Source organism: Pseudoclavibacter sp. RFBG4 (assembly GCF_002931515.1).
Taxonomy (GTDB): Bacteria; Actinomycetota; Actinomycetes; order Actinomycetales; family Microbacteriaceae; genus Pseudoclavibacter.
The window spans coordinates 87,473-102,181 of the sequence record NZ_PSYC01000029.1 but is presented as its reverse complement, the minus strand read 5'-3'; the positions used below and the strand labels follow the sequence as shown (position 1 = coordinate 102,181).

Genomic DNA, 14,709 nt, shown 5'->3' with positions numbered 1-14,709 from the left:
CAGCAATTGAGCACCAAGAACTCCCAACCCGTCACCCGCGTCAGCGAGCTCGACGGCGGAACGCGCTTCAACGCGGCGCTCGTCGCGGCGATGGGCGTCGCGTTGGCGACACTCCTCACCTCGCTCGTCGTCATGAACGAGCGAGACCTCACGGGAGTCATCTCGCCGCTCACGACGCTCACCGACACGTTCGACTTCTACTCGCTGCCGGTGCTCCTCCTGCTGATCCTCGTCACGCTCGTCGGCTGGCTCGGGTGGCTCCGCAACTGGTGGATCGCCGCGATCGCCGGGTTCGTGCTCGCGCTCATCGCAGGAACGGTCGGCTACGTCGTCCGGCTCGCGACAGGCGGCGCTGAGTTCACCGGCGAGACGTGGTCCGCGATCTTCACGGAGTTTTTCGGGCTCAACTTCGTGTTCCTCGTCTCCGGCACCGTGTTCACGGCACTCATCGGGCCGACGCTGTTCCGCCGGCAGGTCGCCGAGATGCTCCGGGAGGTGTCGTCTCGCGTCGCGCACGCGGGGGAGCTCCGTCGGTTCGCGGAGTCGAACAGCAAGCTGGCGCTCGTGCGCATCCCCGCCGCGAACCCGCAGGATGCCCAGGTCACCTTCCAGGAGCGCGTGAGCGTCGATCGCAATCGCGCCAACGAGCAGTGGGAGTCGTACGTCGCGCTGCTGGACGAGCACGGCTGGGAGACCCGCGAGGTGCCAGCGGCTGAGACCATGCCGGACTCGGTCTTCACCGAGGACCAGGTCATCGTGCTCGGCCAGGTGGCGATCCTGGGTCGCAGCGGGGCGTCTTCCCGCCGCGCCGAGCTGCCTGGCGTTCGCGCTGCGCTCGCCGAGACCGAGTTCGTCACGATGGAGATCGAGGCCCCGGCGACCCTCGACGGGGGCGACGTGCTCCTCGCGGGCGACACCGTCTACGTCGGCGCGTCCACGCGCACGAACGCCGAGGGCATCCGCGCCCTGCGCGAGATCGCACTCGATCTCGGCTACCGCGTCGTCGCGGTGCCCATCACCGGGGCGCTGCACCTGAAGACGGTCGCGACCGCCCTGCCAGATGGCACCGTCCTCGCCTGGACTCCCGCGCTCGAGCAGCCCTCGCTGTTCGGCGGCTACATCGAGGCACCCGAGCTGCTCGGTGCGAGCATCCTGCCGCTGGATGCGGACACCGTGCTCGTCTCGGCTGCCGCACCGGCGACCGCGAAGCTCGTCAAGCGCCTCGGCTACAACGTCGTCACCCTCGACATCTCGGAGTTCGAGAAGCTCGAGGGCGGGGTCACCTGCCTGTCGGCTCGCGCCTACTAGACGCGACCGCATCCCCGGCTCCACCACGATCGCTGCCCGGCGTTTCACCCCCTCGCGGGATCGCGAGAGGGTGAAACGCCGGGCAGCGATTTGGGTCGAACGGCTTTACAGCGAGCCGGTTCCGTGCTGACTGAGCTCCCGCTCGCCGATCGTCTCTCCGTACTGGGTCTCGCCGGTGACGACGAACCCGAGGCTGCGGAAGAAGTCGCCAGGCCCGAGGTCGCCCTCTTCCCAGATGGTGGTCACCTTGTCGAAACCGCGACGCGCAGCCTCATCGAGGATCGCCGTCACCGCGAACGACCCGACACCACGGCGCTGGAAGTCGGCATCGACGTTCATGCGCATGATCGTGGCCCGGAACAGCTCGTCGGGAGCGTCCTCGTCGAAGTTCGCCATGATGAAGCCCACGACTCGACCATCGAGCACGACGACCCTCGGCCACGACGTCGACTGGCTGACGTAGGCCTCCGAGATGGAGTGCGAGACAGGCGCGACGAACGCCTCCTGGCCTGGTTTCAGTGTGAGCGTGTTGGCGGCGACGATGTTGTCGGCGGACAGCTCTTCGATATACAGCTCGCTCATGGATGCAGAGTAGCGCTCCGTCTGAGTAATCCTCCGAATGCGGCCCCGGTAAGCTGGAGGCAAACCGCGCTCAGAAGGAGAACTCTATGGCGAAGATCAAGGTCGAAGGAACGGTTGTCGAGCTCGACGGCGACGAGATGACCCGCATCATCTGGCAGAAGATCAAGGACACGCTCATCCACCCGTACCTCGACGTGAACCTCGAGTACTACGACCTGGGCATCGAGAAGCGCGACGAGACGGACGACCAGATCACGGTCGACGCGGCGCACGCGATCCAGAAGCACGGCGTCGGCATCAAGTGCGCGACGATCACCCCTGACGAGGCACGCGTCGAGGAGTTCGGCCTCAAGCAGATGTGGCGCTCCCCGAACGGCACGATCCGCAACATCCTGGGCGGCGTCATCTTCCGCGAGCCCATCATCATCTCGAACATCCCGCGCCTCGTGCCGGGCTGGAACAAGCCGATCATCGTCGGCCGCCACGCGTTCGGCGACCAGTACCGTGCCACCGACTTCCGCTTCGCGGGAGAGGGCAAGCTCACGGTCGAGTTCACGCCGGACGACGGCTCCGAGCCGCAGAAGTTCGAGGTGTTCCACTCGCCGGGCGACGGAATCGCGCAGGTGCAGTACAACCTCGACGCATCCATCACCGACTTCGCTCGCGCGTCGCTCAACTACGGCCTCACGCGCGGCTACCCCGTGTACCTGTCGACGAAGAACACCATCCTGAAGAAGTACGACGGTCGCTTCAAGGACATCTTCCAGGAGATCTTCGAGGCCGAGTTCAAGGAGAAGTTCGACGCAGCAGGCATCACCTACGAGCACCGCCTCATCGACGACATGGTCGCGGCGTCGCTCAAGTGGGAGGGCGGCTACGTCTGGGCCTGCAAGAACTACGACGGCGACGTCCAGTCCGACACCGTCGCGCAGGGCTTCGGCTCGCTCGGCCTCATGACGAGCGTCCTCACGACACCCGACGGCAAGGTCGTCGAGGCTGAGGCCGCGCACGGCACGGTCACGCGCCACTACCGCCAGCACCAGCAGGGCAAGCCCACGTCGACGAACCCGATCGCCTCGATCTACGCCTGGACGCGCGGCCTCGCGCACCGCGGCAAGCTCGACGGCAACCAGGAGCTCATCGACTTCACGCAGGCCCTCGAAGAGGTTGTCATCGAGACCGTCGAGTCGGGCAAGATGACGAAGGACCTCGCCGCGCTCGTCGGCGAGGGAACCCCCTTCCAGACGACCGACGACTTCATGAACTCGATCGCCGAGAACCTGGCAGCGCGGGTGTCCGCGTAAGCGACACCCGACCGCACACGAGGCTCTCGCCTCGGAAGCCCCGCATCCTGCCTCGGCAGCATGCGGGGCTTCTGCGTTGTCCGAATAGGGTGGAGACATGAGCACCGCGCCAGTCCGCATCACCGTCACGGGAGCAGCCGGGAATATCGGCTACTCGCTCCTCTTCCGCATCGCATCGGGCGCCATGCTCGGCGATGCTCCGGTCGCGCTCCGGCTCCTGGAGATCCCGCAGGCGGTCAAGGCAGCAGAGGGAACGGCTCTGGAGCTCGCCGACGGCGCCTTCCCGCTGCTGCGCTCAGTGGACGTCTTCGACGATGCGGATGCGGCCTTCGACGGCACGAGCATCGCCCTGCTCGTCGGGTCGATGCCGAGGCGCGAGGGCATGGACCGCGCCGACCTGCTCGAAGCGAACGGCGGCATCTTCGCGCCCCAGGGCCGCGCGATCGGAAAGCACGCCGCCGATGACGTCCGCGTGCTCGTCGTCGGCAACCCCGCCAACACCAACGCGGCGATCGCGCGTGCCGCAGCGCCGGACGTCCCGGCCGAGCGCTTCACGGCCATGATGCGCCTCGATCACAACCGTGCGATCGCCCAGCTCGCCGCGAAGGCCGGCGTCGGCGCCGGCGACGTGTCGCGCATCCACGTCTGGGGAAACCACTCGAACACGCAGGTACCGGACGTCGATCACGGCACGATCGATGGCGTCCCGATTCGTGAGCGCATCGCCGACGACGCCTGGATCGACGGCGAGTTCGTCACGACCGTTGCCACGAGGGGAGCCGCGATCATCGCGGCGCGAGGTGCGTCGTCGGCCGCTTCGGCGGCATCCGCCGCGGTCGACCACGTCCGTGACTGGGTACTCGGGACCCCCGAGGGCAACTGGACGACGGCCGCGCTCCCCTCGAAGGGCGACTACGGCATTCCCGAGGGCCTCGTCGCGGGTGTTCCGGTGACGTCCAGCGGCGGCGACTGGCAGGTCGTCGAGGGGCTCGAGCTCGGCGAGGTGACGCGAACGCGCCTCGCGGCGACGGTCGCAGACCTCGAAGCCGAACGCGATAGCGTTGTCGGTCTGGGATTCGTTCCGTCGACCTCCTGAAGTGAGAAGAGCTGCAATGACCAATGCCGAACCGGACATCCTCGCGCTCGAGGTGCTGATCCGCCGCGATGGCGTCGGCGAGATTCGGGAAGGCGACTCGGTCGAGCGCATCATCGCGGCCGACGCGGATGAGCTTCGGTCGGCGATCATGACGCGAGTCGTCGACCGCGCGACGCGCGAGGAGATCGTGATCGACTTGCGCACGATCGACATCGACGGTGTCTTCCCGCTCCGCGTCTCCCCGGACGGGAGCCTCATCGAGACAGGCGACGTCGGCGAGCTGGCGCCTGGCGAGGACGAGCTCACGGACCGACTCGCCCCCGGCGCGACGGCGACCGGGCCTTCGCCCGACGCTGCCGCTGAGGAGCGCCGAGAAGAGACGCCCGGAGCCAACAGCGACGGATTCCTCCCGCAGGGCAACGTGCATGAGACCGTGCGCATCCCGAGGGTCGAGATGATGCACCATGCACTCGACCAGGAGGCTGAGGTCGCGCAGCCAGCGCCGGTACCCGAAGCAGGGCTTCCCGCGACCGGGTCTGCGCCCGAGGGGACCGAGCAGCACGACGACGAAGCGGGCTCCCCGTCGAACGCGGAGACGCCCCCGGTCTGGTTCGAGGACCGGATCGACGAGGACGGCCTCGAGGACACGCAGCCGTGGCAGCCGAGATTCCCCCGGGATGCGCGTCAGATGCGGGAGCTCGAAGAGCTGGAACGCGCTGAGACGGGAGCGCGTGAGCTGGCTCGTCCAGGTACGGCACCAGAACCGGCGAACCCGGCCCCGGTCGCAGCATCCGCCACCGCAGGAGCGGTCGCCAGAGCCGCATCCGCATCCGCATCCGCATCCGCAACCGCGCCGGAACGCCGGAAGAGCGACACCTCGGCCCCGACGCTCGCCGACCTGCTCGCCGACAAGCAGGCAGCCCCGGAGGCCCCGGCGCAGCAGGGATGGCGCAGCGCCCTGCGCCTCGGAACGGGCGGACTCATCAAGCTCGGCCCAGGCGAGGCCGAGCGAGTCAAGCGCGACGAGATCCGCCGAGTGCAGCGGCAGTTCGACGGCTCGCGCACCGTCGTCGTCATGAACCCCAAGGGCGGCGCGCACAAGACCACCGCGACCCTCATGATCGCCGCCACGTTCGGCGAGATCCGCGGCGGCTACACGCTCGCCTGGGACAACAACGAGACCCGCGGCACCCTCGGGTGGCGCTCGCACGCCGGCAGCCACCGCAACACGGCCGTCGACTTCCTGCGGCAGCTGCCGAGGTTCGAGGTCTCTGGAGGCGCGACCATCGCCGACGTCGACCGATTCGTGCGACCGCAGGGTGACGCGCAGTTCGACGTGCTCGCATCCGACGACGACGCGGCCTCCGCGGCGATCATCGACGCAGAGGCGTTCTCGCGCATGCACCGCACCCTGAGCCGCTTCTACCGCGTCCTCGTCGTCGACACCGGCAACAACATGCGCGCCAGCAACTGGGAGGCGGCCCTCGACGTCGCCGACCAGCTCGTCATCGTCTCCACGGCCAGAGAGGACACCGCCGCGTCCGCAGCCTGGCTCGCGGACGGACTGCGCGAACGGGGCTTCGGGGAGAAGCTCGAGAATGCCGTCACGATCCTCTCCAGCCCCTCCGCGAAAGAGGACCAGGCGCTCAAGGAGCGTCTGCACCACCACTTCGAGCGGCTCACGCGGGCCGTCGTTGAGGTACCGTACGACCACGCCTTCGTCGGCGGCGGCGAGCTCAGCGTCTCGAGCCTCAAGCCGGCGACGCGAGATGCGTGGCGCACCGCGACCGCCGCCATCGCGGAACGCCTCTGACCGAACCCCAGACCTAGGAACCCAGTGCTCACGATCTCCCACACCTCCCGTGCTGCCAGCCCGGAAGAGATGGATGACATCCAGACCGGTCTCAACGACCGCTACGGCGTCGTCCTCTCATCCGGCGTCGAGTACCCGGGCAGGTACACGCGATGGGACATCGGATTCATAGATCCGCCGCTCATGATCGAGGGGCGCGGGTTCGCGTTGCGCATGCGCACGCTGAACGAGCGCGGGAATATCCCGCTGCGTGCATTCACCGCCGCCTTCGAGCGCCTCGACGGAGTCACCGTGCGAGTGCTCGCCGACGGCGAGGTCGAGATCGACGTGACCTCGCAGCGCGACGAGATCATCCCAGAGGAGCAGCGCACCCGCAGGCGGTCCAGCTTCAGCGTGCTGCGCGCCATCATCGAGACCATGCCGGACGACGTCCCGCACCTCGGCCTCTACGGCTCGTTCGGCTACGACCTCGTCCGGCAGATCGAGGCCCTCGAGGCGCCGAACGGCGGAGACCAGCGCGACCTCGTCGTCTTCCTGCCCGACTCCGTGCTCGCCGTCGACCGGCAGCGCGGCGACGCCACCAGGCACGACTTCGAGTTCTCCGACGGCACCACCTCGACCGAGGGGATGCCCCGCACTGAGGTGCTCAGCCCCTTCGTCTCGCCCGCAGCTTCCGCTCAGTCGTCCCGCGACCACGAGCCGGGGGAGTACGCGGCCCTCGTCGAGTCGGCCAAGGCCTCGTTCGCACGCGGCGATCTCTTCGAGGTCGTGCCAGGCCAGGCCTTCCGCCGTCCCGTGCGCACAAGCCCCGCCGACGTCTTCGCCTACCTGAAGCGCAACAACCCGGCCCCCTACGGGGCCCTTATGAACCTCGGCGGCCAGGAGTTCCTCGTGAGCGCCAGCCCAGAGATGTTCGTCCGGGTCGCCGGCAGCCGCGTCGAGACCGTGCCGATCTCGGGCACCATCGCCCGCGGGGCCGACGCGATCGAAGACGCCGACCGCATCCTGGAACTGCTCAACAGCGACAAGGACCGCTCGGAGCTCACGATGTGCACCGACGTCGACCGCAACGACAAGTCGCGCGTCTGCGAGCCCGAGTCGATCAAGATTATCGGCAGGCGGCAGGTCGAGCTGTACTCGAAGGTCATCCACACGGTCGACCACGTCGAGGGCAGGCTGCGGCCTGAGTTCGACGGACTTGACGCGTTCGCCACCCACATGTGGGCGGTCACCGTCACCGGAGCCCCGAAGATCTGGGCCATGCGGTTCATCGACGAGCACGAACGCAGCCCCCGCACCTGGTACGGCGGCGCCATCGGCGTGCTCCTCGCCAACGGCGACGTCAACACGGGCCTCACGATCCGCACCGCGATGATCCGCGACGGCATCGCCGAGGTTCGCGCGGGAGGCACCCTCCTCATGGACTCCACCCCTGCCGCCGAGGAGCTCGAGACGGAGATGAAGGCGTCCGCGCTCCTCGAGGCCCTTGACGCCTCCGCTGAGAGCGCCACCCCAGAGCCCGTCGCAGAGGCCGCGCCCGTGCGCTCCGGAGTCGGGCACCGCATCCTCTTCCTCGACCACGAGGACTCGTTCGTGCAGATGCTCGCCGGCTACATGCGCGAGACGGGCGCGGAGGTGCGCACGGTCCGCATCCCGAAGGGTGGCATCGAGCGTTCGGAGATGGCGCGCATCCTCGATGAGCAGCAGCCGTCGCTGGTCGTCATGTCGCCGGGGCCCGGCGCTCCGAGCGACTTCAAATCTGCAGAGCTGCTCGACGAGATCGTCGAACGCTCGCTGCCGGTCTTCGGCGTGTGCCTCGGCCAGCAGGCGATCGGGGAGTACTTCGGTGCGTCCCTCGGGCAGCTCGGGTACCCGCTGCACGGCCAGGAGCGTGAAGTCATCGTCACCAACCCAGGCTTCCTGGATGCGCTCCCCGAACGGTTCGTCACGGGCAGGTACCACTCGCTGCACATCGACCCCGCGACGATGCCCGAGAGCCTCGTGCTCGTCGCCTCCGACGACGACGGCATCCCGATGGCCATCCAGCACCGTGAGCTGCCGATCTTCGCCGTGCAGTTCCACCCGGAATCGCTCATGACCCTGCGCGATTCTGCCGGGAAGCGCATCATCGAAGCCGTCATGGAGCGCATCCCGGCCCGAGTCCCCGCCGCCTGAGGCGCGGCCTGGGCTGCCACCAGGGCTGGCCACTGCCCGAGCCTGAGTTGCTGGCTGTTGTGCGGCGGCGGGGCTCCTGGCCGACTTCCGTGACGAACGGCTCGATCAGGTGAGCTCGCGTGCGATCTGTGAGCTCTCATCACGCAAGCTGGCCAGAGCGAGTCAGCGCCGAGCGCCGAGCGCGGCCTGGAGTTCCTCGGAGCTCGCCAGATCGTGCGCGGTCACGCTGCCGTGCGGTCCAGCCGCTGCCGAGCGCTCGGCGAGTGCGACCGTGAGCTCGGCGGTGGCCGTCGACTGGTTGCGTCCGGATGCGCCCCGCCGTTCGCCCGTCCGCCTGTTGATCGCGGCGATTGCCCAGGTGTCGTCGCCGATGGCGGGCGCCGCGCTGACCAAACTGGAGAGCGGCGGAACGGCTCCGACCAGCGCGAGCGCCGCAGTGACGGGGCGCGAGCTCAACGCGAGGTAGCTCCGGACGGCGAATCCGCCGCGAACGCCGAGCAGGGTGTGGTCGGGGAAGTCGGCCCGCAGGTAGGTGCGGCGCTTCCCGTCGCCGCCGCGAAGCGTGCGCCGTTCCCGGAAGTTCATGATCACGCCGGCTTCCGGGCGGGAGACGACCGCGGAGCCGGCGAGCGACCGCGTCCAGGCGACGGCTGCGGCCCCATGCTTCTCGCCGGCACCGAGCATGACCGCAATGTCGATCGCGTCGCCGTCTTGCGCATCCAGCTCGCCGGCGAGGGTGGTGCTGAGGCCGGGCACGAGACCCGCACCGAGTACGACCGAGGCTCCGACCGTGTCGGCTGTGCGCCGGAGCGCCCTGAGGTAGGCACCGGTCGCCGAGATGTCGACGAGGGTTGCACCGTGGAGGTGACGAGCAACGGCCGAGTCCTCGACCCCTGACGCGTTGATGACGACGTCGTGCTCACTCGCGAGCGTCGCGAATGTCTCCAGCTCGCGCCGCAGGTCCACTCGCACAACGCCCGGGCGCGGTCGCCGCGCGGCCCGCGTCACCGCATGTCCGCGGGCTTCGAGGTGCTCAACGATGCTGGTGCCGACCGCGCCGCTCGCTCCGATGACAAGCGCCTTCACGCGGCAGGTTCGGCAGGTGGGGTCGCGATACCGCCGCCGGCCCTGCGGCCACGGCGGGCAACGAGGAGGTAGAGCCTCGTGAGCTGTGGGACGACGAGGTAGACGGCCAGCAGCACCACGATGGCGGTGAGGAGCGCGGTCGCCAGCAGGCCCGGCCAGGAGTTCGTGAAGGGGGTCAGGAGGGCACCGACGATCGAGACGAGCGGGAAGATCGCGAGCCAGGTGACGAAGGCTCGCTCGTGGACTGAGATGGGAGGCATGGATACTCCAAACGTTTGGTTGGAGTTGGAGCCTATGGCTGCTCGGTCCTAAAAGCAACTGTTTGGTTGGGGTTGGTACCATGGGACATGGCCTGGGACACGGAACGCACGAAGCAGCTCCTCCTCGATTCCGCGACGACCCACTTCAGCGAACGCGGCTGCTCCGGTGCCAGGGTCGACGCAATCGCGAAGGATGCGGGCGTCAACAAGGAACGCATCTACCAGTACTTCGGGGACAAGCAAGCGCTGTTCGGGAGCGTCCTCCAGCATGCTCTGCTGCGCATCTTCGACGCGGCCGAGCTCACGGGCGAGGGTCCGGAGGCGGTCGGCGCGTACGCTGCCGCCCTCTTCGACCGCTACGACGAGCATCCGGAACTTCCGCGGCTGCTGGCTTGGGAGGGGCTCGAGATCAAGGGTGGACTCGCGCTCGAGGAGCGCATTGCACGCTGCGCCGGCAAGGCTGCCGCCATTCGCTCGGCCTGTCCCGGAATGAGCGAGGCGGAGTCGCGGCACGTGCTGCTCAGCGTCGTCACGCTGGTGAATGGCTGGTGGACACTCGGTCAGCTTCGCGACATCATGCTCGACGGGGCATCAGAACATGCCGACCGCAGGTCGATACTGGCCGCTCAGGTCACCGCAGCAGCGGCCTCAGTCGCCTAGCCGCGTCGCCTTCGCCCCCCGCCGCGATCGTCACCCCGCGTTGCCGAAATCCGGCGACCGGGCGTGTCCAACATCAGTGCGAATTTCGACGTTCTGGGACTTTCAGGTGCTCCAGCGCCGGATATTGCACTCATCTTGGTCAGGCTTTGCGTTGGCGGGAGCCGGTAGCCAGGTGCGCGCCGCTCGCTAGCAGGGCGAGCAGCGCTGCCTCAACCTGTGGCCAGCGGAACATGACCTGCTCGTAGGTGAGTCGCAGCACGCGGTAGCCCATGGACTTCAGGACGAGGTCGCGTTCGCGGTCTGTTCGAAATCGGTCTTCGTCTGCGTGGAAAGCGCGGGAATCGCATTCGATGACCAGGCGCTCCCCGATGACGAGGTCGACGAACCCGACTCCCGAGATCCACACCTGCGGTCTCGGCGTGACCCCCCTGAGCTGAAACCACAGACGAACTCTGCTCTCCGTGCCGGACTGGCTGCGCCCGTCCACGAACTTGAGCTTCTTCATGGCGTGCGACGGAAGCCCTTCCGCCAGGAGCTTCAGCTCACCGTGGTCGATCATTTCGAGTTGGATCGCCGAGTCCGCGACGATGACGAGGTCTCTCACCGGCAAACACGTGAGGGCACAGCTCAGGGACAGCGCAACATCGTCGATCGCGCGCAGAGTCAGAGCCTCATCGCGTTTGCGGGCGCACCGATGCCAGATGACAGTTGGGTCGCCAGGTGAGGTGCGTGAGGTCGTCACGCCGCGGGCTCCCGCGGCGATTCTGGCGTGAAGGCTTCTGTTCTGTGGTGTCCAGACGCCATGCACGCGCAGGGCACTCAAGCAGGTGAGGCGAGCGCGGAGTCTCACGGCCCGAATCGCCTCCACCGACGCTCCTCTGGTCGAGTACCAGCCGGGGGCGGGGCGCTGGACTGAGCCGTCTCGGAGAAGCGATTCGAGCGAGCGGCGCGTATTGCCGCTCTCGTCCCATTCTTTCCTTGAGAAAACGCCGCCTGGCGGCGGTGTGAACGGCTGAGGCGGCAGCTTCTTCGGCATGCCCCCACTGAATCGCGCCAAACGTCTCCGCGACCGGAGGATGCTCTTCCTGTGGACAACGCCCTGTCCACGGGCAGCCGGTGCGGGAATCGCCTGACCAACATCAGTGCAATTTTTGCGGTATCCGGTGCTTTACGCGTCGATAGCGGCGATATTGCACCGATGTTGGACAGAGGTTGCTGACGGCCGCCAGCGAGGCCGCTCCGGAGCGCGAATCAGTGGAAGATGATCGTGCGCTGCCCGTCGAGGAGCACACGGTGCTCCGAGAACCACTTCACGGCCTGCGTGAGGGTGCGCGATTCCTCGTCCTGGCCGATGGCCATGAGCTCCTGGGGTGCTCGCGTGTGGTCGACGCGCACGACGTTCTGCTCGATGATCGGCCCCTCGTCGAGGTCGCTGGTCACGAAGTGAGCGGTGGCTCCGATGAGCTTCACGCCCCGCGCGTGCGCCTGCCGGTAGGGGTTCGCGCCCTTGAATCCGGGGAGGAACGAGTGGTGGATGTTGATGGCTCGGCCAGCGAGCTCCGCGCACAGCTCGGGGGAGAGGATCTGCATGTAGCGAGCGAGCACGACCAGCTCGATCTGCTGCTCCTCCACGACCTGCAGGATGCGCGCCTCGAATGCCGCCTTCTCGTCTGCTCCGGTGACGGGCAGGTACTCGAACGGCACCTCGTAGAACTCGGCGAGGCCCTTGAGAGCTTCGTTGTTGGCGAGCACAAGCGGCACGTCGATCTGCAGGTGGCCGGAGCGCTGGCGGAAGAGGAGGTCGTTGACGCAGTGACCGGCCTTGGTCGCGAGGACCAGGGTGCGGACGGGGCGGCCGGCGTTGTCGAGGGAGACCTCCGCGCTGAACCGCTCGGCGACGGGCTCGAGTCGCGCGAGGAGCTCCTCGCGGCTGGCGTCGGTGCGCACGTCCACGCGCATGAAGAAGCGACCAGTGTCGATCGAGGAGAACTGCTGGAGCTCCTCGATGTTGCCGGCGGAGTCGACTATGGCTCCCGTGACGGCGTGGACGATGCCTGGCTGGTCTGGGCAGTTGAGGGTGAGCACCCATCGAGTCGCTTCTGGAATCACGAGTTCAGGGTAGCCGTCTTGACGCCACCGTATAGAATCGGACGTGGTCGAGCGGATCGCTCGGCCCCCGGCGTGCCGGTATGCACGCAGTCGACTCCCTGACGAGGTCTTCCGCTCGTCCGGAGTGCGCCGTTCGGATCCTGCGAATGACTTCTCTTACTTCTTCTCCGTTGACGTCTGCCCCTAAGCTGCCGCTCGTCCCTCTCATCGCGCTCGCGTTCTCGACGTTCATCAGCGTCACGATCGAGATGCTCCCGACCGGGCTCCTCGAGCTCATGACGGTCGATCTTGGCGCGACTCGCGCGGAGATCGGCTGGCTGATGACCATCTTCGCGTTCACGGTCGTGTTGACGAGCACGCCGCTGACGGCACTCACGAAGCGTGTTCCGCGTCACGCCCTGCTGGTCGTGGTGCTCGCGGTGTTCGCGATCGGCTCGATCGCGTCGGCGTTCGCGCCAAGCTATGCGTGGCTCGTCGTGACGCGTGTCGTCACGGGCCTCGCGCACGGCGTGTTCTGGGCGGTCGTCGCCTCGTATATCTCGCTCATCGCTCCTAGGGAGCTGCTCACGCGCGCCGTCTCGATCACGCTCGGCGGCGGGGCGATCGCGTACGTCCTCGGCGTTCCGATCGGCACGGCGCTCGGTCAGGCGTTCGGCTGGCGCTTCGCGTTCGGCTCGCTTGCGGTCATCACGCTGCTCGTCGCGGTGCTCCTCTGGTTCCTGCTGCCTCGGGTGAATCACCTCGACGACTCGTTCTATACGCGGCCCATCGCGCTTCCGGATGACTCGGACGAGCCTGCGGTGCCGGTGAAGCGCATCCGCTTCGCGCAGCGTTCCCTGCTGACGGTGATCCTGCTGTGCGTCATCACGCTGATCACGATGACCGCGCAGTACGCGTTCTACTCGTACATCTCGCCATACTCGCTCGATGTGATCGGCTTCCCGGTCGAGACGCTGAGCCTCGTGCTCTTCGCGTACGGCATCGCGTCGGCGGGTGGCACTGCGCTGGCCGGTGTGGTGTTCACGGCGCGGCCGCGGGTGGGGCTGGCGACGGGCTACCTCCTGATGCTCGTCGCGGTGACCCTGCTGCTCTTCGCGCACGACACGACGGTCGCGCTCATCGCGCTGGTCATCTGGGGTCTCGGGATGGGGGTGCTGCCGCCACTGCTGCAGTCGCGCATCCTGAACGCAGCCCCGTCTCGTCACCGCGACCTGTCGAGCGCCCTGTACACGTCTGGCTTCAACTTCGGCATCGGCTCGGGCGCGCTGGTCGGCGGTCTGCTGCTGGATGCGGCAGGGCTCGTGGCGCTGCCCGTGTTCTTCATCGCGATGGTCGGCTTGGGGCTCGTGAGCGCCCTGGTGCTCGACGCGGTGCTGGCTAGGCGCCCGCCCCAGCAGTCGAGCTGAGTCCGGTCGAGCTGAGGTCGTCGGCGACCCGCTGCAGTCCGTCGCGGACGGCGGCGATGGTCGGCGATGCGGCGCTCGCCGTGCGGATGGATGTGAAGATCTCGCGTCGTGGGTCGCCGGTCAGCGGCAGGAAGCGCACGTTGGGGGCTGCGTGCGCCCAGGTGAGGTCGTTGAGGATGCCAACGGCGTGCCCGGTCTCGATGAAGCGCATCTGCGCCTGCAGGTCGGCGGTCTCGTAGCGGACGTCTGGCTCGAAGCCGGCGACGCGGCACTGCTGCTCGCCCCAGTGGCGCGACGCGGATCCTTGCGGTTCCATGACCCAGGCGAGTTCGCTGGTGTCGGCGAGCGTGGTCACGGGTGAGTCGACGGGCACGGCGAGACGGAGGGCGTCGTCGGTGAGGAGGCGCTTGTCGAGGCCGGGGTGGTGCGGGGCGGCGTGGCCCGGGTACTGCTCCGCGACGACGACGTCGAAGTCACCGGCGAAGGTGTCGAACAGCGCCGACTCGGGTTCGTGCTGGACCATCTCGATGCGGAGTCCTGGGTGCTCTTCGGCGAGCACGCGAAGCAGCGGCGGGATGAGGGTGAGCGCCGCGGATTGGAACACGGCGAGACGGACGGTGCCGACGGCGCTGGTGAAGGAGGCGAGCACTTCCTGCTCGGCGATCTCGAGCCGTTCGAGGATCTCTGCGGTGTGTCCGGCGAGGATCTCGGCCTGCTGGGTGAGCTGCACGCGCCGTCCGTGCTTGCGGAGGAGTTCGACGCCGAGCTCCGCTTCGAGGGCTGAGAGCTGCTGCGAGACGGCCGACGGCGAGAAGTTGAGGGCCTTGGCGACTTCGGCCAGGGTGCCCCGCAGTTGCACTTCGCGGAGGAGTCGGAGCTTGCGTACGTCGAGCATGATCAATCATCACAC

Annotated in this window: 13 protein-coding genes; 7 read left to right on the top strand and 6 right to left on the bottom strand. The window is 67.8% G+C overall.

Annotated features, from left to right (window positions below; all coding sequences use genetic code 11):
• The first annotated feature begins 6 nt into the window (after positions 1-6).
• Positions 7-1,308 carry a dimethylarginine dimethylaminohydrolase family protein gene (locus C5E10_RS19425; RefSeq protein ID WP_258071104.1) on the top strand — a complete coding sequence of 434 codons (1,302 nt, stop codon included), beginning with the start codon at positions 7-9 and terminating at the stop codon, positions 1,306-1,308.
• 105 nt (positions 1,309-1,413) lie between these two features.
• Here the strand turns inward: C5E10_RS19425 and C5E10_RS11805 are convergent, their stop codons facing one another.
• Complete coding sequence (locus C5E10_RS11805) at positions 1,414-1,890, bottom strand: GNAT family N-acetyltransferase (RefSeq protein WP_104331811.1); 477 nt, start codon at positions 1,888-1,890, stop codon at positions 1,414-1,416.
• An 86-nt stretch (positions 1,891-1,976) separates the two neighbouring features.
• On the opposite strand from C5E10_RS11805, the gene C5E10_RS11800 reads away from it, so the two are divergent.
• The 4 genes from C5E10_RS11800 (at position 1,977) to C5E10_RS11785 (ending at position 8,278) form a co-directional block, all read left to right on the top strand.
• Entirely contained in the window at positions 1,977-3,194 is a 1,218-nt protein-coding gene (locus C5E10_RS11800; protein WP_104242572.1) for an NADP-dependent isocitrate dehydrogenase, read from the top strand.
• A gap of 97 nt (positions 3,195-3,291) precedes the next feature.
• Positions 3,292-4,290 carry a malate dehydrogenase gene (locus C5E10_RS11795; protein WP_104331810.1) on the top strand — a complete coding sequence of 333 codons (999 nt, stop codon included), beginning with the start codon at positions 3,292-3,294 and terminating at the stop codon, positions 4,288-4,290.
• A gap of 16 nt (positions 4,291-4,306) precedes the next feature.
• Complete coding sequence (locus C5E10_RS11790; protein ID WP_104331809.1) at positions 4,307-6,103, top strand: chromosome partitioning protein; 1,797 nt, start codon at positions 4,307-4,309, stop codon at positions 6,101-6,103.
• Between the two features lie 24 nt (positions 6,104-6,127).
• Positions 6,128-8,278 (top strand): anthranilate synthase component I, encoded by a 2,151-nt coding sequence (locus C5E10_RS11785; protein ID WP_258071103.1) that lies wholly within the window; start codon positions 6,128-6,130, stop codon positions 8,276-8,278.
• Positions 8,279-8,440: 162 nt separating this feature from the next.
• Here C5E10_RS11785 and C5E10_RS11780 read toward each other — a convergent pair whose 3' ends face one another.
• Complete coding sequence (locus C5E10_RS11780; protein WP_104331808.1) at positions 8,441-9,364, bottom strand: NAD-dependent epimerase/dehydratase family protein; 924 nt, start codon at positions 9,362-9,364, stop codon at positions 8,441-8,443.
• Complete coding sequence (locus C5E10_RS11775; protein ID WP_181062746.1) at positions 9,361-9,624, bottom strand: hypothetical protein; 264 nt, start codon at positions 9,622-9,624, stop codon at positions 9,361-9,363. Before C5E10_RS11775 ends, C5E10_RS11780 begins: the two co-directional genes overlap by 4 nt.
• 87 nt (positions 9,625-9,711) lie before the next feature.
• Between C5E10_RS11775 and C5E10_RS11770 the strand changes: the two genes are divergently transcribed.
• Entirely contained in the window at positions 9,712-10,284 is a 573-nt protein-coding gene (locus tag C5E10_RS11770; RefSeq protein ID WP_104331807.1) for a TetR/AcrR family transcriptional regulator, read from the top strand.
• Positions 10,285-10,423: 139 nt separating this feature from the next.
• On the opposite strand, the gene C5E10_RS19180 is transcribed toward C5E10_RS11770, so the two are convergent.
• A complete protein-coding gene (locus C5E10_RS19180; RefSeq protein WP_181062745.1) occupies positions 10,424-10,888 on the bottom strand; it encodes an endonuclease domain-containing protein in 465 nt (154 codons plus the stop codon).
• Positions 10,889-11,535: 647 nt separating this feature from the next.
• Complete coding sequence (purU, locus tag C5E10_RS11760) at positions 11,536-12,393, bottom strand: formyltetrahydrofolate deformylase (protein WP_374953506.1); 858 nt, start codon at positions 12,391-12,393, stop codon at positions 11,536-11,538.
• Positions 12,394-12,563: 170 nt separating this feature from the next.
• Between purU and C5E10_RS11755 the strand changes: the two genes are divergently transcribed.
• Positions 12,564-13,799, top strand: coding sequence for an MFS transporter (locus tag C5E10_RS11755; protein WP_181062744.1), 1,236 nt, complete (start codon positions 12,564-12,566; stop codon positions 13,797-13,799).
• Here the strand turns inward: C5E10_RS11755 and C5E10_RS11750 are convergent.
• On the bottom strand, positions 13,771-14,694 hold the full coding sequence (locus C5E10_RS11750; protein WP_104331891.1) for a LysR family transcriptional regulator: 924 nt from the start codon (positions 14,692-14,694) through the stop codon (positions 13,771-13,773). The two genes, C5E10_RS11755 and C5E10_RS11750, sit on opposite strands and share 29 nt — an antisense overlap.
• Positions 14,695-14,709: the final 15 nt, after the last annotated feature.

Bases quoted from the DNA above. Each gene is read 5' to 3' on its own strand.
- C5E10_RS11800 (WP_104242572.1), top strand. From the start codon at position 1,977: ATGGCGAAGATCAAGGTCGAAGGAACGGTTGTCGAGCTCGACGGCGAC.
- C5E10_RS11770 (WP_104331807.1), top strand. From the start codon at position 9,712: ATGGCCTGGGACACGGAACGCACGAAGCAGCTCCTCCTCGATTCCGCG.
- C5E10_RS11750 (WP_104331891.1), bottom strand. From the start codon at position 14,694: ATGCTCGACGTACGCAAGCTCCGACTCCTCCGCGAAGTGCAACTGCGG.
- C5E10_RS11805 (WP_104331811.1), bottom strand. From the start codon at position 1,890: ATGAGCGAGCTGTATATCGAAGAGCTGTCCGCCGACAACATCGTCGCC.
- C5E10_RS11775 (WP_181062746.1), bottom strand. From the start codon at position 9,624: ATGCCTCCCATCTCAGTCCACGAGCGAGCCTTCGTCACCTGGCTCGCG.
- C5E10_RS11790 (WP_104331809.1), top strand. From the start codon at position 4,307: ATGACCAATGCCGAACCGGACATCCTCGCGCTCGAGGTGCTGATCCGC.
- C5E10_RS11795 (WP_104331810.1), top strand. From the start codon at position 3,292: ATGAGCACCGCGCCAGTCCGCATCACCGTCACGGGAGCAGCCGGGAAT.